At 47.4% G+C, this 19,291-nt stretch carries 12 protein-coding genes; 9 read left to right on the top strand and 3 right to left on the bottom strand.

Annotated elements, in window-relative coordinates; translation table 11 throughout:
- Positions 1–370: 370 nt before the first annotated feature.
- From RA178_RS04670 to RA178_RS04660, 3 genes are read left to right on the top strand one after another with little or no spacing between them, the layout of a single operon-like run.
- Positions 371–3,268 carry a xanthine dehydrogenase family protein molybdopterin-binding subunit gene (locus RA178_RS04670; RefSeq protein ID WP_306684745.1) on the top strand — a complete coding sequence of 966 codons (2,898 nt, stop codon included), beginning with the start codon at positions 371–373 and terminating at the stop codon, positions 3,266–3,268.
- Complete coding sequence (locus RA178_RS04665; RefSeq protein ID WP_006082848.1) at positions 3,265–3,798, top strand: (2Fe-2S)-binding protein; 534 nt, start codon at positions 3,265–3,267, stop codon at positions 3,796–3,798. The genes RA178_RS04670 and RA178_RS04665 overlap by 4 nt, the downstream gene beginning before the upstream one ends.
- Positions 3,798–5,087: a cytochrome c gene (locus RA178_RS04660; protein WP_306685394.1), complete on the top strand. Its 1,290-nt coding sequence runs from the start codon at positions 3,798–3,800 to the stop codon at positions 5,085–5,087. Before RA178_RS04665 ends, RA178_RS04660 begins: the two co-directional genes overlap by 1 nt.
- A gap of 391 nt (positions 5,088–5,478) precedes the next feature.
- Here RA178_RS04660 and RA178_RS04655 read toward each other — a convergent pair whose 3' ends face one another.
- The gene (locus RA178_RS04655; RefSeq protein ID WP_306684744.1) at positions 5,479–6,459 is read right to left on the bottom strand and encodes a dienelactone hydrolase family protein; all 981 of its coding nucleotides are present in this window, start codon (positions 6,457–6,459) and stop codon (positions 5,479–5,481) included.
- A 225-nt stretch (positions 6,460–6,684) separates the two neighbouring features.
- Between RA178_RS04655 and RA178_RS04650 the strand changes: the two genes are divergently transcribed.
- The 6 genes from RA178_RS04650 (at position 6,685) to RA178_RS04625 (ending at position 17,094) form a co-directional block, all read left to right on the top strand.
- Entirely contained in the window at positions 6,685–7,632 is a 948-nt protein-coding gene (locus RA178_RS04650) for a LysR family transcriptional regulator (protein WP_028761657.1), read from the top strand.
- 279 nt (positions 7,633–7,911) lie between these two features.
- Positions 7,912–9,120: a NupC/NupG family nucleoside CNT transporter gene (locus RA178_RS04645; RefSeq protein ID WP_105251603.1), complete on the top strand. Its 1,209-nt coding sequence runs from the start codon at positions 7,912–7,914 to the stop codon at positions 9,118–9,120.
- A gap of 205 nt (positions 9,121–9,325) precedes the next feature.
- A complete protein-coding gene (locus tag RA178_RS04640) occupies positions 9,326–11,623 on the top strand; it encodes a hypothetical protein (RefSeq protein ID WP_306684741.1) in 2,298 nt (765 codons plus the stop codon).
- Positions 11,624–11,632: 9 nt separating this feature from the next.
- Positions 11,633–13,381: a toxin-antitoxin system YwqK family antitoxin gene (locus RA178_RS04635; RefSeq protein WP_306684739.1), complete on the top strand. Its 1,749-nt coding sequence runs from the start codon at positions 11,633–11,635 to the stop codon at positions 13,379–13,381.
- Positions 13,382–13,540: 159 nt separating this feature from the next.
- Positions 13,541–15,853 carry a toxin-antitoxin system YwqK family antitoxin gene (locus tag RA178_RS04630; protein WP_306684738.1) on the top strand — a complete coding sequence of 771 codons (2,313 nt, stop codon included), beginning with the start codon at positions 13,541–13,543 and terminating at the stop codon, positions 15,851–15,853.
- Between the two features lie 143 nt (positions 15,854–15,996).
- Complete coding sequence (locus RA178_RS04625) at positions 15,997–17,094, top strand: calcium:cation antiporter (RefSeq protein ID WP_025008445.1); 1,098 nt, start codon at positions 15,997–15,999, stop codon at positions 17,092–17,094.
- Positions 17,095–17,123: 29 nt separating this feature from the next.
- Here RA178_RS04625 and RA178_RS04620 read toward each other — a convergent pair whose 3' ends face one another.
- Both RA178_RS04620 and pbpG read right to left on the bottom strand, forming a co-directional pair.
- The gene (locus tag RA178_RS04620) at positions 17,124–18,029 is read right to left on the bottom strand and encodes a hypothetical protein (protein ID WP_306684736.1); all 906 of its coding nucleotides are present in this window, start codon (positions 18,027–18,029) and stop codon (positions 17,124–17,126) included.
- 164 nt (positions 18,030–18,193) lie between these two features.
- Entirely contained in the window at positions 18,194–19,162 is a 969-nt protein-coding gene (pbpG, locus tag RA178_RS04615) for a D-alanyl-D-alanine endopeptidase (protein WP_105251600.1), read from the bottom strand.
- Between the last annotated feature and the right edge of the window lie 129 nt (positions 19,163–19,291).

The raw sequence follows: 19,291 nt of genomic DNA, 5'->3' as shown, positions 1-19,291 counted from the left end.
TGGCAAATGGTCATATTTCGACATGCAAATAAGCCCCAATTGAGTGCATTGCTCAAGGGCTCTGCGCAAAGAGCACTGAGCAAAATTCAGGCATAACGTAACTGAGTTGAATCACAGTACGAACATCACTGTAGAAGCCTGATAACACGGGCTTTACACTCTGATTTAGCTTGGTCAAAACTGCAACGATTAACCGCCTAAATTTGCATTTTCGGCCCTACATGCTAACGTGGCTAATGTAAATTTACATTCAGTGTTTATCAAAGCTATGTCGCAACAATCAATAAAAAGTCGATCGACAACAAGCTTATATCGGGCGATACCATGCAGCGCGGCTGATATTACACGGAAGCACAACTGAGGTTGAGATATGGAACCATCTAATACGTCACGCCGGACCTTTATTAAGCAATGTGTGATTGGCGGGGTTGCCGTATATTCGGCCCCTTTGTTGTGGGAAATGAGTCGCGCTAATGCGGCGATTGTCTCACCTGAACTGGCAGCCCAATGGCAAACTCAGGTTAATGGTCAATCCAAACCTAAGTTTCGTAACGACGGCATAGCGAAAGTCACAGGCCAAAAGGTCTATGGCCGTGATTACCGCGCTATGGACATGGAAGGTTGGCCCAAGCAGCAAGGTTACGCTTTTATACTTCGCGCCGCCGATGCCTCCCATGTTTATCAAGGCTTTTCACTCGACCACCTGCCCGCGTCGGCTAAGCCCTATAAAGTGATCACTGCGGCCGATCTGGCCCGTGATAAAATCAAGCTGCCCGATTTTTACGGTGACAACATGTTACTGGCCGAGGGGCAAACCGCTGACTACTTAGGTCATGCGGTGGCTATATTGTTGTTCGACAGTTTCCCCGCCTTTAAGCAAGCTAAGTCCTTGCTGCAATTTGACCAGACCTTACTGCGCTTTGGTGAGCAAACGCCGTTTGTGTCGGACTCGAAAGACCCTTACGCCAGCTGGCGCCTTATTCGAGTTGAAGGTGAAAATGGCGCACGGGAAGATTTATATAGCCCGCTCCACGATGGGCTATTTTTCCCTAGCGTAAAAGATCGCAAGCCAGAATGGTTAGGCAATCCGAATGCCAAAGGGACTGTGTCTGAGCGCGGGCTTTATTATGCGGGCGAGATAGATAAGCAGATTGCTAGCGCCCAAGCCAATCAACAATGGCAAGTGCTAGAGCGGGAATATCGCACCCAGATCATCGATCCTATGATGATGGAACCCGAAGCCTTTAACGGCTGGTATGATGCGGCTAGCCAAACCTTTCATACTGTGATTACCTCGCAGTCGCCGCAGGACTTTCAAGAGATGGCAGTGCACATGCTGTTATCTAGCCCACTAGCAGGCAAGGTAAAACATCTTGTGGTGCACTCGCCTTATATCGGCGGTGGATTTGGCGCGAAAGACCATTCGATATTTCCTTATTACGGCGTGATCGCGGCCGTTTATGCCAAGGGACCAATCCGACTCGCCAATGACAGATTCGAACAATTCCAGTCTGGCCTTAAGCGTCATCCGTTCATCATGAAAAGCCGCTTAGCGGTGGATAAATCAACCTTAAAAATCCAAGCCTTAACTTCGCAGATGACAGTCGATGGCGGCGGACGAGTCAACTTTACTCCGTCTGTGACCTCGGTTGGTGCGACAGCGATGCAAAGCATTTATTACACGCCGCGCAACGATATTATCGCCATCGCCTATGCGTCACGTAACCCAGATGCGGGTTCGATGCGCGGTTATGGCACGCTGCAATCGATGACAGCGATGGAATGCATGATCCACGAGATCGCCGACGAGCTAAAGGTTGATCCCTTTAAACTGCGCGCCGCCAACGTGATGGAGTCTGGCCAGCGTAATACTCAAGGTGCGATTCCTAACGGCACTTTACGTTACCGCGAAATGCTCGACATGGCAGAGCAAGCTCCCGTGTGGCAAAACCGCGCGGTGAATAAAAAGGACTATGAGGCCAAACATCCGGGGATGCGTTACGGCGTAGGTTTTGGTATCGCCACCAAAGATTATGGTACGGGCGCAGCAGCGCCAAGTGCGGCGGTTCGCCTAGCTAAAGACGGAAAAATCACCCTAGAAATCGGCTTTATCGAAATGGGCACTGGCACGCAAACCTCCCAAGCCGTGGTGGTCAGCGATGCCCTTGGCAACTTTGCCGATGAAGTAAAACTCGCCGAAGTGGATATTTGGGATGCGATGCAATTAGTGCAAACCGATAATCCTTATATTATTTCGCAGCAACGCCAAGATGAAATGGCGGCCAATCCACGCTGGACGCCCGTTAAAGCCATGGCATCGTCGGCGTCTATGTCGGCCTATTACCAAAGCCATGTCAGCCGCATCGCCGCCGATATTATCTATCGCCACGGCCTGTGGCCTGCGGCGGTATCGATTTGGAACGAGTTGTATTTTAACACGCCAATGGGCTCGACTAATTTGCATAACTCACGGGATGGTCGCTGGGTCGATGGCAAGCTAACCGCCTTGGGCTTTCCGCCATTGTCGCTAGATATTCTCGCTAAACGTGCCCACGACATGGGCTTAGTGGTCGGCGTGATGGGCCATGCCTTTAATCGCTGGGCTTGGGCTGAAGCCGATTTCGACATTCTTGGCACTAAAGAGCGTTTAGCACTCGATGCGCTGGCGCTGCAATACGGCGAAGGCAACGCGACATTTGCGGCCACTTCCGACACGACTATGAGTATCAAAGCGCGCCAAGCCAGCATGAAGTCTAATGGCTATCACTTGATCGATCGTCAAGCCATGAGTTATCCCAAGGCCGAACTGAACAATGCCATGGTGACTTACTACGCCCCCTGCGCCACTTTGGTTGAAGTGGCCGTAAACGAAGGCAATGGTGAAGTCACGCTACTGAGTTCTCATACTTGGTTAGAGGCGGGCAAAGTGATTGTTAAAGAACTAGTCGAAGGGCAAATTCAAGGTGGCCTTGCGATGGGGATTGGCCATGCACTGCATGAAGGCTTACCGCCATTTGAAGCAGGCGCCGGCAATGGTACGTGGAACCTCAATCGCTATCAGGTGCCGTTAGCGCGGCATGTGGGCGTGTGGGATCAACGTCATACCATATTGCCGCAGTTATCTGATAACGATCCCAGCCGTGGTATCGCCGAAGTGGTGATGATCCCTGTGGTCGCGGCGCTGATTGAAGCCGTGTATCAAGCAACCCATGTCCGCTTTTACGATTTACCTATGACAGCGAAAAAAATTAAGGAGGCCATGGCATGAGCCAGTCTATTAAACTGACCATTAATAACCAAGCCGTAGGCCCGATTGAAGTCGCCGATGGTGTGATGATGATTGAGTTTCTACATGAATACTTGAACCTCACAGGCACTAAGTTTGGTTGTGGCGCAGGCGTATGCCACGCCTGTACAGTGATCGTCGACGACGAGCAAGGCATGAGCGAAGTGGTGCGTACCTGCATCAATGGTGTAGAGCGTTTTAATGGTAAACGCGTCCGCACTGTCGAAGGTCATGCTAGACAAAACTCCCTTGGCGAAATCACCGCCCTGAGCCCAGTGCAAGAAGCTTTTTTAGAGCACTTCTCGTTTCAATGTGGCTGGTGTACCTCGGGCTTTGTCAACGAATCGACTGCACTGCTTGAGCGATTAGAGCGACAACCTATCGCTAAAGATCAAGTTGAAAAAGTCGTTGAAGATGCCTTGAGTGAACACGTATGCCGCTGTACTGGCTACGTAAAATACTATGCGGCGGTCAAAGATCTGATCCTCAAAACTAAGGGGCTAACCCTGTGATGACATCAGCCAATCTGCGCCATTTCTCGCGCTATTTCCCGCACATTAGTAGGATAAAAAATCTGTTGAGTCACAATCTACTCCTGAGTTTAGGGCTAGGTTTGCTCGCCTGTTCCAGCAGCGTTGCCGATGAAGGCGGCAATACGAATAACGACATCGCACGCGGCGCGTATCTGATGAAGATAGGTGACTGCGTGGCCTGCCATACTGCGGTGGGTGGGCGCGAACTCGCGGGCGGTTTGCCGTTCGAAACGCCCTTTGGTGCTGTGTACTCAACCAATATCACCTCAGATAAAGAAACCGGGATTGGCAAATACAGTTACGAGGAGTTTTTTGACGCCATGCACCACGGTGTTGGCGTCAACGGCAACCTCTATCCTGCTATGCCTTACACTTCCTACAGTTTGCTCACGGACGCAGACACTCAGGCGATTTATGCCTATCTGATGAGTACTAAACCCATCAAACAAGCCAATCGCGACAATGATGTTTACTTTCCGTTTAACCTGCGTTTTGGCCTAAAAGCTTGGAACTTAGTCGCCCACGATGCCAAGGAATTTACCCCGAGCAAGGAAAAAAGCGAACATTGGAACCGCGGCAATTACTTAGTCAATGCCCTAGGGCACTGCGGTGAATGTCACACCCCAAGAGACACGCTGTTTGCCATGGAGCAGGACAAGCACTTTGAGGGCGCGATTATCGAAGGGCTAGAGGCATCGGACATTCGCCCCGCTGAGCTTAACAGGCAGAACTGGACCCATGAGGATCTTAAGTCGCTGTTTACCGAAGGCTACTCCCGTAAAGGCACCGTCTTTGGCGGCATGTATCCCGTGGTGTATCACAGCTTTAGCCACTTGACCGATGATGATATGCGCGCGGTGAGCAGTTATCTGCTCGATAACGACGATGATCTTAAACCGGATCCGCTCACCTTTAACGGCCATAAACCTGAACTGCCAGGTTATACGCTCTACAAAGGTTACTGCGCCGGTTGTCATGGTCAAAATGGTGAAGGTCGCCCCAACGTCGCCCCCGCGATGGCAGGTAACGCCACCTTAGATAAAGCGAGTCCGCACAATATCGTCGCCGTGATGCTAAAAGGTATTCAAAGCCAGCATTACAACGCTACCACCAGCTTTTATGCCATGCCGGGATATGCTGATGAGTTAAGCGACGAGCAGATTAAAGACTTAGCCAATTACCTAAGGCTCACCTGGAGCACACAAGCTGGTAATCTCGATGTGAAGACCATCCAAAGCTTAAAAGAAGTGATCCTCGAGCACGAATAACCCGCATAGTTATGTGGGAGATTTAAGATAAAAGCCGACTCTAGCGTCGGCTTTTGCTTGATTAACCTGAACTCGGGATAACGAGTGTCGAAAAATCTAAATTTAACAAACCAAATCAATGCTATAAATGATTAGTTTGAAACGAAAAATCTATTTTCTGACTGAATGCGCAGATTTTTGCGCATATCAAGGCGCTCTGTCGTACACCATAGCGAGCTATGGTTAGACAGAGCAACGCAGAGAGGCCCGAAAAGATGCCTATTCAGCGGCTCTGCTTATCCCGAGCTCAGGTTGATTAATATAGAGCGCGAGAATCGGTCACTCATCAACTTAATCAAAGTAAGCTGAATCAGAATAAGCGGGATCAGAGTAAGCGGAGCTTCACTTTCACTTAGCCACGCAGTCGAGTATCGAAGAAGGCTAAGCTGCGCGCCCAAGCGAGTTCGGCGGTGGCTTTATCGTATCGTCCTGTAGAGTCGTTATGGAAACCGTGATTCACATTCGGGTAAAGATAAGCGACATAATCGGCTTTATTGGTTTTTAGCTGGGTTTCATACTCGGCCCAAGTGTCGTTCACCCGCTGATCGAGCCCAGCAAATTGCAACATAAGTGGCCCCTTTACTCGGCTACGCAGCTCTGCAGCGGCTGGCGTGCCATAGAAAGGTACGCCAGCATTAAGCTCATCGGGAATCGTGGCGGCCAGCATATTGACGATATAGCCGCCAAAGCAAAAACCTACGGCACCGAGTTTGCCATTGCTTTGAGGATGGGATTTTAAAAACTGCGCAGCGGCAATAAAGTCTTGCTCGATTTTGGCTCTGTCTAAACTGCTTTGCATGGCGCGGCCCGCATCATCATTACCCGGATAACCACCGAGGGAATAAAGCGCATCGGGGGCGAAGGCGATATACCCCTGCGCGGCTAATCGGCGAGCCACATCTTCGATATAGGGATTAAGGCCACGATTTTCGTGCACCACTAATACCACAGCGGCTTTTTTACTGAGATCTAAGGTTTTCGGCTCACCTGCGGCACTGCCCGCGAGCAATAACTCATCGGGCATGACTAAGTAGCCGCGCCCTTCACCGTAACCATTTGGCGAGGGAAACTTAACATAGCTGGCTTGAATACTGGGATCGTTAAAGGAGACTTGCTCGGCGAGGGCATAGTTCGGCAAGAGTGCGCCCGTGAGCATCGTCATGGTGAAACCTAGCGCCACCAGCCCTGCGAGCCGCCCCATAAACTCACGGCGATCGATAATGCCATGGGCATATTCGTCATACCAGTCAAAGGCTTCCTGCGGTATCGGTTGTACTTTCTGGGCATGTATCTGACTTGTTTCTGCTAAGGCTTGCTTGTCTTGTTGTGTCATCGTTATTCCTCCATTGAACAAGCTAACCACAGGTAACACGTCTTCCCTAGCTTGTGGGTGTTAAGATTTAACTCAAGAGTAAAGTAAGAATCGCACTTAGGGCAACTGACTTTAACGTTTGCCGTTTGGTAAGTTTGTTTTGAAATAGCACACGATCGGCACAAACGGCTGTCGGTTAGGGCAAGGCTAGCTTAAAATAGCGATTTAGATTCTAGAGGGCCTAGCGTGATACAACATAGAGCTAGCCAGATGGTGATATTCCACACTCTGGTGACCAGTGGTAGTTTTACCCAAGCGGCGGCCAAGTTAAAAACCTCGACTTCCTATGTCAGCAAGCAGCTTGGCGCACTGGAAGCCGAGCTGAACTTGCTGTTAGTCCAGCGGACCACTCGCACCTTAGTGCTAACCGACGCGGGCCAACAGTTTGCCCATTACTGTGAGCAAGTGTTTGAAGCGACGCAAAATGCCGATGCGATTATGCTAGATGCCCGCGATGACATTAGCGGTACGATTCGTCTCGGTTCCTCCCAGTCCTTCGGCACCTTACACATCATCCCCGCACTGGAAGTGTTGCAGCAAAAATACCCCGAATTGCGATTTGAGCTAAGCCTGTTCGACCATAAAGCCGACATGCTAGAAGAAGGCCTAGATCTGTGGATCACTAACCATGAACAGCTGAACGAAGGTTATATCGCCCAGCACCTCGCCGAGACTAACTTTGTGGTGGTCGCCTCTCCCGATTATTTACTCAAGCACGGCGTGCCACACCATCCACAGGCGTTAGCGCAACACAATTGCGTTATCTATCAAAGCAAGAGCCGTAATTATGATCGCTGGAGTTTTGCTAAGGATGACCTAGAACAAACCGTGCATGTGGCGGGAAATTACCGTGTCGACTTAGCCGAAGCCGTGCGTAATGCGGTGATTGCCGGGCGCGGCATAGGCTATGTGGCCACGTATTTACTCAGTGATGAGTTTCAAAGCGGAAAACTGATCCAACTCTTACCCGATTGGAAACCACTACAACAGATGCCCGTCTATGTGGTTTACCCAAGGCGGCGCCATTTACCGACTAAGTACAAGGTGATAATCGAGTGTTTAAAGTCCCATATCGGCCACCCGCCCTACTGGGATAAAAAGCTCAAACCTTGGTTAGGTAAGACAGTCACTTAAACTGCAGCCACTTAAGCTACATTTCAAACCAGCACTGACTACGACACCAGCCTAAAGTCGTCTGTGGCGTGATTTCGATTATTGCCACAGGCACAAATATTATTTCCTCTGGGCAACAGTAGCTAAAATAGCTTTTATTCTCCTGCATAAACAGCAACTTAAACTGTTGCTATTTTCGACTATTTTATCGTAACAGCCCAGTAACGCCCTCGACTTGCCCTTACTGCGACTCGGCCTACAATGCGCGGCTTCTTCCTTAACTCAAAAGAATAACCCCTTATGACCGCGATATTAGGCATGATTAGTATCTTGTTTTTTGCTTGGTTACTGTCAGTGAACCGCAAGAATATTCCCTACCGCACTGTGATTTTAGCCCTAGGCTTACAAATTATATTTGCCCTGTTAGTGCTCTACGTCCCCGCGGGTAAGGCCGTATTGCAATCCGTTACTGCGGGCGTGTCGAGCGTGATAGCCTATGGCAACGAAGGGATTGGTTTCCTGTTTGGCGATCTCGCCACGGGTAAAGTCGGCTTCGTATTTGCAATCAATGTGTTAGGTATCATCATCTTCTTCTCGGCGCTGATTTCAGCCCTGTACCATATTGGTCTAATGCCTAAGGTGATCAACATTATTGGTGGCGGTCTGCAGCGTTTACTGGGCACGGGCCGCGCCGAGTCTTTATCTGCCACGGCGAACATCTTTGTCGGCATGATTGAAGCGCCGCTGGTGATCAAACCTTATTTAAAGCACATGAGCGATTCGCAATTCTTCGCGGTCATGAGCTGTGGTTTAGCCTCAGTCGCGGGCGGCACCTTAGTGGGATATGCCGCTTTAGGTGTCGATCTTAACTATTTGATCGCCGCCGCCTTTATGTCGGCACCTGCGGGTCTGTTGATGGCAAAAATCCTCATGCCGCCTAGCGACAATGACAAAAATAGTGCCGATGAAATCACCTCAGTCGAACTGCCACGCGCCACCAATGTGGTTGAAGCCTTAGCCGATGGCGCTATGTCTGGCATGCGGATTTCTGTCGGGATTGGTGCCACTCTACTGGCCTTTGTCAGTGTTATCGCCCTACTGAATGGCATGTTAGGCGCTGTGGGTGAATGGTTCGGTTACCAGTTAAGCTTCGAATTTTTACTCGGTTATCTGTTCGCGCCTATGGCGTGGCTGCTGGGTATTCCTTGGCATGAAGCCATTACTGCGGGCTCACTAATCGGCCAAAAAATCGTGGTCAATGAGTTTGTGGCCTTTATTCAGTTAATGAAAGTCGAAGACCAACTGAGCGCCCATTCTCAGGCCGTTGTGACTTTCGCCCTGTGTGGTTTCGCTAATATTTCCACTATGGCAATTTTGATCGGTGGACTAGGTAGCATGGTGCCAGAGCGCCGCGAATTTATCGCCCGTAATGGTTTTCGCGCCATTGCCGCTGGTGTATTTGCCAACCTCATGAGTGCGGCAATTGCCAGCGTGATCCTCTCGCTGTAATCCATCAGCTTGGGCTTTTTTAGGCACTCATCTCACCATTGAGTTAGCCACTCGCGCGCAGCAAAACCGCGATCAACACAAACCCAAATCAAGCAAGCTTGGTTTGGGTTTTCTTTTATGCCTCAGATATTTTTTGTGTATAATGTCGCCAGAAAAAGATTAATGAGTTTACATTTCAATAACATGCGTAGCCAAAGGAGTACGAATGGCCATAGTGAAATACAAGGCAGTTAACGCCGCAATCACACTTACAATGGCAGGTATAACACTCTTGTTAACCGCCTGCGATAACTCAACGTCACCCTCCAATTCAGTTAATACCAACATACCCACAGAGCGTGAATATCAGATTATCTCCACCATAAACCTCAATGATGGCTTTGAAACCCGCAAAGTGCTGCAGGCACGACTGCTGCTGGATTACCAATTACAGAATGCAGAGGGTAAGGCGACCAGCTTAACAACGCCGTTAACCCATAACGCCCGTTTTTTTATCCAACCTAATATGCTGCAAATTAGCGATTATGGCATGCCGATTCCGGTGAGTAATATCGACCCTAAAGGTAACTCTAATGAAATCTTTCAGTTGGTTAAAGATGGCTTTAATGTGGAATTTAACAATGGTGAAGTCCGCCAACTGACTCCCATTGCCAAGATGGATCAAAAAGATATCAAGGAATTATTTGACCACTGGGTGAATCTTAATAGCTTGTTTAAACAAGCTCCAACCTTGCCTGTAGCACTTGAGCCTAAGGTCGGTTATAGCATTAGCGCCCCCATGGACGCACGCCTAACTTGGACGGTTGAGGGAGTGACCGAAGATAAGTTATTTGCAGTAGTACAAGGTGAGAAAGACAACTTTAAGGCCTATGGCAAGTTCGAGCTTAACCGCAAAACCGGTTGGTTAGAGAGCATGGCGTTTTTTCAACAAGAAGTGCAGCAAGGCAGTACTCTCACCCGCCGCATCGCCATGGCGCCCAAGGATAGCCCTTATATTATGAGCATGCTTTGGCATGCCGACGCTCGCTACGATGCGGAGCGTGATATAGATGATCTGCAAAAAGAGCTCTACCCGATTAGCGATGTTCCGCGGGAATATAAAGCCCATGATAAGGACTTTATAAAATCCTTATTAGCTGATCAGCAAGGTATTCTTGATAATATTGGCCCATGGGGCGCTGACACGCCAGAAGTGCTGCAATTGCGCTTTGTGCATAATATGAGCCCGCGATATGTGGTTGCTAATGTGAATTATGAAGACTTAGCCGCCTTTGATGCCAGCGGAAATCCGATAGATATTCACTTCTGGCAGCACAGCAAAGGTGTGGCGATGAATTTCAACCGCTCGATTGAGTCTTCGGTGGATCTTATCGCCACAGGCTGGGACAACACCGCCAATAAACTCAAACAGATAGACCATATCACCGCCAAGCTGACCCTTATCCCCGAAAGCAATAAGATAGTCGAAAAATCGTGGGATGAACTGGTCGCCACTCCCTATACTTTTGGCGATGCGAGCCTCACGATTCAGGTGCTCGACGCCGAGGCAAAGCTATTTAAAGTCGTGACAAAGCAGAGTAAGACTAAAAACATTAACCTTCCTTTTCAGCAATTTAAAGGAAAGATGGCCGAAGCCCGTCGCGATGGTGATTATCCTAAATGGTTAACGGTGACGGATAAGGAACTACTGGGGGAATTAATCGGTGTCGATGATCCTCATCACCTTAGCACCCGCGCCCTGCTACTTAAGCTAGATGAAATCCCTAAAACCGTTGTAATACTGGAGAGCCAGCCACAGCCGGAGTTAAGCCAAACCAAGAACATCCGCTTTGTGACCTTTACCGACTACAACCAAAATCTGGCCAATCCCCTAAGCGAGTTTGGCGATTCGAGCCTCAATAACTTCCTCTATCAAGATCTTGAGCCATCAAACGCCGAAATCAGTGCGATCCAAGGGATAAAACCTGAGACTGAAAATGGCCATAATCTGTATATTCCTATGTCAGCCGCATTAGCGAGTGCCTGTAAACCTGAAATAGAACAAGGTTTTAAAGAGGGAAAACACGAAGTCACTTGGCTGTTTGAGCACAATGCCCCAAACGGACCAGCCTATACCCTGATGACACCCGACCGCGAGCGGCAGTTTTTCTACGATAAACACATCCAAGGAAAAATCCATTGCCAAGGTGATATCAGTTGGCAACCCTTAGAGCAGGCAGCTAACCCACGTCCTTGGTTAATCGATTTACAAGCTTGGCTAACAAAAACCGGTTATGGTGACGAGCCGAGTAAAGATCTTAAGAACTACTTTAAAGTCGAGGATGCCCAAGGCAAATCCCTAACGATTCGACTGCCCGAAACCACCGAACTGCGGATTAAAGAGGCGCTGGTCGATGGCCGCTATTTGAGTGTGGCGGGCCCTGCCGCGAAGGTGAGTTATATGACGCTCTCTAAAGACCCCGTAGATATCCCCTATGAATTCACCTTTAAACCTTTGCCATAAGGAGCGGTTATGCGTCTATTTACAGTAAAACGGCTCCTTGGAGCACTGGTACTTATCTGTATCACTCTCAGTGCCAATGCGAATGCCAATGCACAAAAGGTGTTACTCGATGCCCATTGGAAGGTTGTCAAAGATGAAAAACAGGCTCAATACTATCTAAAACAATCGACCGAAGTTATCGACGGCAATTATAAGGCTGAGGTTTATTACAAAAATAACGATATGCTTTTCTGCGCCAGTGCCCTCGCCGATAACAAAATTGGCAAAACCCTCACCAGTGAACAATTCCGCGGTGCTTATCAATGTTACTTTGAGGATGGCAAACCCTATGAACAAGGCTTTCGCAATGGGCAAGGCCAACTTCATGGTTTACTTAAAAAATACATTGCCACCGGCCAATTGTATGTTGAATCCCACTATGAAAATGGTGTGAAACAAGGCCTCGAAACGGGTTACTGGGAAGGTGGGAAGATCCGTTACAAAACGACCTATAAAGATGGTAAAGAGGTCGGTATAAGCGAGCTTTTTGATCGCGAGGGCAAGCTTAGGGGCAAGGTCTGTAATAGCGGCACTTGTGTTACCCAGTACTATGATAATGGCAACTTGCACCTCGAAACACCAATGGTGGACGGGCTCACACATGGCAACGAAACAAACTGGGCGTTTGGTAAAATCATCTCGACCCAAGCTTATGTCAAAGGTAAGAAACACGGGGATTACTTCGAATATTTTGACGATGGCAAGATTAAGCGCCACTACCGCTATCACAATGACTATAAAGTCGGTGAACAGCTAGATTACTATGAAAATGGCCAGATAGCGCAAAAGGAAATCATAGAAGCGCCATGGAATGTGACCTTATCGGTTAAATACAATGAAAAGGGCGAAATGCTCAGTTCAATCGAAGAAAAACACCAAAACAACAACTGGGTTTACCGTAAGCATCAACGCTTTAATGACGGTCAACTTACCTCTAACACAGAGGAGGACAAGCTTAAAAAATGGGTCCTCAACGAAATATTTGAGCAAGGTGAGTTAATTAGCCGCAGCGAGCATATCGATAACCAATTGACAGGTTTATATCTGCAAACCCTGAATCGTACCCAAAGCGTAAAAGTGATTACCCGCGAGTATTTTAAAGAAGGTAAGCGCGAAGGCCCCTACGAGATGCTGAAAATTAACCATGAGACAGGGGAGCAGTGGGTGGCCGAGCGCGGCCAATATGCCAATGACAAGCCCGTTGGCGCTTGGAAGAAACAACAAGAAGATGCCACCCTCACCTTTAGCTATGATACCCAAGGCGAGCTCGATGGTGAGTTCCGTAATGAGACAAGTTCTGGGCAATTGCTTGAATTAATAAACTTTAACCATGGCAAACCCGAAGGATTAGTACAACGCTACGCCACTGACGGCCAATTGTATGAAAAGGGCGAATACCGCAATGGGCAACAGGATGGCGACTGGGTGTACACCCATGGTGAGTTCGGTTTCAACCCAATGCCAAATCCTGAGAGACACTATTGGTACGGACGCTTCGACCAAGGTAAACAAGTCGGCCACTGGGAACTGCGTAATACCGAAGACTATGTGCTTGAAATAGCGAATTATGACGAGCAGGGCAGGCTTCATGGTAAACAATACGAATTTAGGGATAATGGCTGGATAGAAGTGATCAATAGCTTCCATCATGGCGAGTTTTTAAATCGGGAAATACCGCCGCCGGTGATTACCTCGGACCATGTTTTCCCTATTTTTTAGCCTAAGCATATTCGCTTAATCGATTAACTTAACCCTTGGCGCTGTGCACTCTATATAAGTGCACAGCCCGATAAATAAACTTAACAGCAAAAAATTAGGATTCTTGTATAGGCTGCAAACCGCGCGGCCTTAAGACCCAGAACAGAGCAAGGAATCAGCATGTTCAATACGCCATTTCGCTTTATCAGCCTCGCGATTGCGGGAGCCAGCTTAACCAGTGTCCATGTACAAGCAGCGCAAAATCTCTCCTCCATGATGGTCGAAATTCGCCAACAGGACGGAATTCCCAGCTATTACAATCTCGCCACTGGCATGCCCTTAAATGGCGATATCGCCATAGTGCGCGATAACCAAGGTTATACCTTAGGGCAGTTTTCCGAGGGGATCCCTAATGGTAAATGGCAAGTATTTCATACCAATAACAGCAAGCTAGTCGAAGGAAACTATCAGCAGGGTTATCAAGATGGCACTTGGCATATGTTCGATTTGAGCGGCACCGTTACTGAGGAACAGCAATTAGCCAAAGGCGTGCCCACGGGCGAATGGAAGGAATACAACAGCAGCGGCCATCTCAGCCAAACGACGCGCTATAAAGACGGTAAAAAGGAGCAAGTAAAACGTTTCTATGCCAGTGGCAAACTGCAAGCCCAAGAAAGCTACCTCGATAATCTGCGCCACGGGAAATGGGAAAGTTTCTATGAAAACGGCACCTTGTCCCAAAGCCAGAGCTATGCGAACAACCAACTCTCAGGTTCTTATTTAGAACAAAATCCCAATGGACAAGCCACAGTGACGGGCCGCTTCGATGCCGAAGGCCGTCGCCAAGGAGCATGGGAAACCTTTTTCGATGACGGGACTAAATCGAGCAGCAGCCAGTTTAATCTCAATCTGCTCGAGGGTGAAGAACGGACATTTTACCCCAATGGTGAACTCGCCAGCCGCTGTCAATATAGCGCTGGGCAACGCCAAGGGAAATGCCAGCAATTTAATGATGCAGGTAAATTACAAGTTGAAGAACAGTATGTTAATGGTGCATTAGACGGGCCACAGCAATATTTTAATGCCGAGGGCATGCTCACCAGTGCTCTCAACTATAAACAGGATCAACTCGCCGGTACGCAAAAGTATTTCCACAACAACGGCCAACTTAAAGAATTACGTAACTACCAAGACTCAAAGCAGGCTGACAATGGCCAATACCCGCTTCATGGACCATCGGAGCGTTATGATGCCGAAGGTCATCTGCTCGAAAAAAGCCACTACGACATGGGAATTAAGGATGGCCAATTTGAGCGCTATCACGCTGGCAAGCTGCAATCCTCCGAGCAATGGCGACAAGGGCAGCATCACGGTGAATCACGCCGTTACCACAACAATGGCAAGCTGCGGACGCTAGATCAATACGTTGAAGGTAAACCAACAGGGAAATCAGAAACCTATTTTGACGACGGCACAGTGAGTGAGCGCGGCGAACGTATCGATGGCCAATGGGTCGGAAAATATGAGTCATTTTACGATAATGGTAAACCTCGGGAAGTATCTCACTACGCACGGGATAAAAAAGACAATGCCAGTCGTTACCCTCTTGATGGCCATTTCGCCCGCTGGTATGCCAATGGTGATCCCAATGAAGAAGGCACATATCAAAACGGCAATAAAGAAGGCCTATGGATACAGTACAGCGAAGGCCTGAAACAACGGGAGCAAACCTTCGCCAATGGCAAACTTAATGGTAACTATGCAGAGTATTACCACGGACGCCGCCGTGTGACAGGGGAGTATCTGGACGACCAAAAAACCGGTCTGTGGACGGATTATCGCTACGAAGAGAAAGACCCTACCTATGGCACAATTCCCGAAGGGAATATCCAGCAAAAAAGCCATTGGCAAGAAAACAAGCGCCATGGAATTCGAGAGTTTTACAGCTTTAAGCAAGTGGTTTACCGCTCAGAAACCTATGATAAAAATGACAAAACAGGCCCGTATGCCGAGTACTATCCCAACAATGGCCAGCTAAAACTTAGCGGGGCTATGGATAAAGGTAATCAAACTGGACTGTGGGAAAGCTGGTTTGAGGATGGAATGCAAGCGGCCAGTACTGAGTTTTTAGACGGTCAAAACCATGGGAAAACGAAAGAATACTACAGCAACGGCCAACTCAAATTAGAGGCAATTTATGCTAAAGGGTCGCTTGATGGTCAAGTTAAGCAATATCACCAGAACGGTAAGCCAGAACTCGTTGAAACCTGGGTGAAAGGCCAAAAAGAAGGCGATGCCAGCTATTACCACAACAATGGCAAGTTAGCCGAACAAGGCACTTATCTTAGGGATCGCAAGGAAGGCCTATGGCAAAGTTTTTGGCCTAATGGTGAAAAACGCACTGAAGGCAGTTATCTCAGCGATCGAGAATCAGGGGATTGGAATCATTATGATCAACTCGGCAAGCTGATTAAAACAGAACACCATGACTAGCTTAAAAATGGGGTTTTAGATTAAAAAGCGATCTAGTTCAAACATTTATCCTTAACTCCAAATCTAAAGGAAGTTTCATGCAAAGTGTGCCATAACCAGTGTCTATACTAACGGCCTTTTTTTTCGTTTAGGACAAATTGCCTATGAAGACATTTATGAAAGACGAGTTAGCCCTGCTACTGGGAATACTGACCTTAGTATTCTTTAAAACCGGTGGCGATAGCTTACTCGCCGATGGCACCGCCCTCTCGACCTATATTCCCGTTTCACTCGCCCTATTGGGTGTAGTGACTTGGGCCATTTTCTCTGTGGTACGCCACTCAGATGCACTAGCGATTAAGCTTGGCGATCCCTATGGCACCTTAATCTTAACTTTATCGGTCATTTCACTCGAAGTGGTGATGATCTCCTCCGTGATGCTGACCGGAGAACCTAACCCTGTCATGGCGCGCGACACTATGTTCGCCGTAGTCATGTTGATCATCAATGGCTTAGTGGGCTTTACATTATTACTTGGCGGCTGGCGTTACCATACCCAGCATTTCAATTTAGATGGCGTAAAATCCTATCTCGTGGCGATTATTCCCCTCGCCCTACTCTGTTTAGTACTGCCCAATTTTACCGAAGGTGGCACTATTGGCGGCATGTCTAAAGCCATGTCTTGGATGCTGATCATTATTTCGATACTGCTCTATGGCGTCTTTTTAGTGGTACAGACGAAGAGCCACAGCCATTTCTTTGTCGATGCCGATCATGAAGACCATGAGGAACACCACGGCATACTGCGCAGTAATGCTTACCATACGATTCTATTAATTGGCTACTTACTTGTGGTCATTTTGCTGGCAAAAACCTTAGCTATGCCCATCAATTACAGCGTAGCAACCCTAGGTGCTCCACAGGCATTAGGGGGCTTTATTGTGGCCTGCTTGATTTTATCCCCCGAAGCTGTGGGAGGCTTTAAGGCCGCGTTAAACAATCAATTACAGCGGGCGATGAATCTGTATTTTGGCTCAGTGCTCGCGACGATTGCACTCACAGTCCCCGCGGTATTAATTATTGGCAGCGTGATAGATCAAGAAGTCCATTTAGGCCTGTCACCCGCCGACATGGTGCTGTTAATCACCAGTTTAATGGTCTGTAAGGTAAGCTTTAGCAGCGGTCGCACCAATGCACTGCACGGCGCGACTCATATAGTCTTGTTTATCGTTTACTTGTTCTTAATGTTTGAACATGCCTAAACTTTATTAAATCCAAGGCCGAGCGTGATTTATTTGCGTCTCGGCTTTACGCTTTTCTCATCCAGATTGACCCGCAGTAAGAGTACAAACCAGACTAAAGCGCCAACAACAAACCAGATAAAAATCCACACTAACTTATGGCCATTACGAGCCTCAAATGGTTCAAATTTGGGCATAAAAATCGTTTGATGTTCAGCTTGATAAAGCGGACTTTTTTGTGCGGCGCTGAGCAACTCTGAACGAAGTGAGGATGGGGCTAATCGTTCAAGGTAAACAAAACTCTGGGGATCCAACTCATTGAACTCATTTAGGGATTTAGCCAAAAACGCTTTGAATTGCGCTTCTTTCTCATTGGGTTCAAGTCGATTACTGATCTCCTGCTGATAAACTTTACCATACCAAGCGAGGGCATTAGCATGCCAACTGTCTGCACGCTCTGCAAAAATCGGCATAGCGATATACAGCGCCATATTTAAGTGACTACTATGTTTACCTGTAACCTCTAGGCTTCGCTGCAAACCAATTTGCGTCTTATCAATATAAGATTGCTGCAACTGATAATACTGAGTATTTTCATGGAGATATAATTCTTGTATCGAAGCTAATTGCGTTAACTTGCCCGTGGTAGTCTTGAGATATTCCTGCGCAACGATGCAAGGAACAGCCATTAATTGCACCGCGATCAATAAATAGAAAAAGCGCGAATTATCTTTAACAAACTTGAGTCGTTTTAGCCTAGGTCGGATATAAATGATCGATAATAGCCAAGACAGTATCTGCGGCAGCCACAAATTAACGATATCTTCATCTAAGCTAAAAAACTCAAGGTTAACCAACAACAGCCAATGGACAAAACTGTAACCAGAAACAAATAACAGGCTGAGAAATAAGAAGGGAAAATAGATAAGTTGAATTTTTTTTAAAAATACATCCACACGAATGTCATCCTTGAGAACATAAAATAACGACTATGGTACGCTCAAATCCATCATAAATTTACCAAAATTGAGTAGAAACTCAAAGCGTTAAAACATAAAGGCCAGATTGATTGCTCATCTGGCCTTTATGTTTGTACTTTTATAAAGCTGCAACCGAGAAACTAGGTCTCACTCAACTTAGCTAATTGCTGCTGGCTACGTTGTTTCTTGTATTGCTTAGCTTCAGCAGGAATAGGAGTGACTTTGCCAGTCTCTAACCAGTTACGTAAACGGTTAGCATCCGCAATATGCGTATATTTGCCGTAAGCATCGAGCACGACAAATGCCACTTGGCGTTTTGCCATTTCAGTACGCATCACAAGGCAATGCCCTGCTGCATTCGTAAAGCCTGTTTTGGTTAGATGAATATCCCAGTTATCTTTATAAACCAAACGATTGGTATTACGAAAATCTAAACTGTATCTTGGGTTGGCAAAGGTTACCGTCTTCTTCTCGGTCGAACTCAGCTGGCCTAGCATAGGGTACTTTTCACTGGCCTTAAGTAATACAATCAGATCACTGGCACTCGAAACGTTTTTATAGGATAAACCTGTAGGTTCAACATAGCGGGTATTTTTCATTCCCAGCGCTTTTGCTTTGGCATTCATCGCCTTAATAAAAGCTTTATGACCACCGGGATAATGATGTGCAAGACTTGCAGCTGCACGGTTTTCTGATGACATTAAGGTCAGCAATAACATTTCTTTACGGCTGATTTCACTGCCGATACGAACTCGAGAATAAACACCTTTCATTTCTTTGGTATCACGGATGTTTACCGCAAGCTTTTGCTCCATAGGTAACTTTGCATCCAGCACCACCATAGCTGTCATCAACTTAGTGACAGATGCAATTGACATTACTGCATTAGGATTATTGGAATAAAGCACTTCATTGGTTTTTAAGTCCACGACTATCGCACTACGTCCTGCAATTTCTTGCTTTAATGGTGCTTGCTTCGTTTTTGCTGTCGATTGAGTTTTGGTGCTTTTATATGCGACAGAGGCCGAATCGGCTGAATGCGCTGTCGTGGCAACGGTGAGACTGCTGCACGCAAGAATAAAACTACTGAGCAGAAAACGGATCTTCATATAGATTTCACTGAATAGATAAGGGATCGATTGTGCTATGGCACAGGTTTTGGCTAAGTATAGGAGTTCTACAGTGAAAGAAATAGAATGCAATTAGACTTTTATCAGTAAGATCAGCACTTTCTTCTC

This window comes from Shewanella oncorhynchi (assembly GCF_030848765.1).
Taxonomy (GTDB): Bacteria; Pseudomonadota; Gammaproteobacteria; order Enterobacterales; family Shewanellaceae; genus Shewanella; species Shewanella oncorhynchi.
The sequence above is the reverse complement of the archived record's forward strand: the minus strand, read 5'-3'. Positions and strand labels throughout refer to the sequence as shown.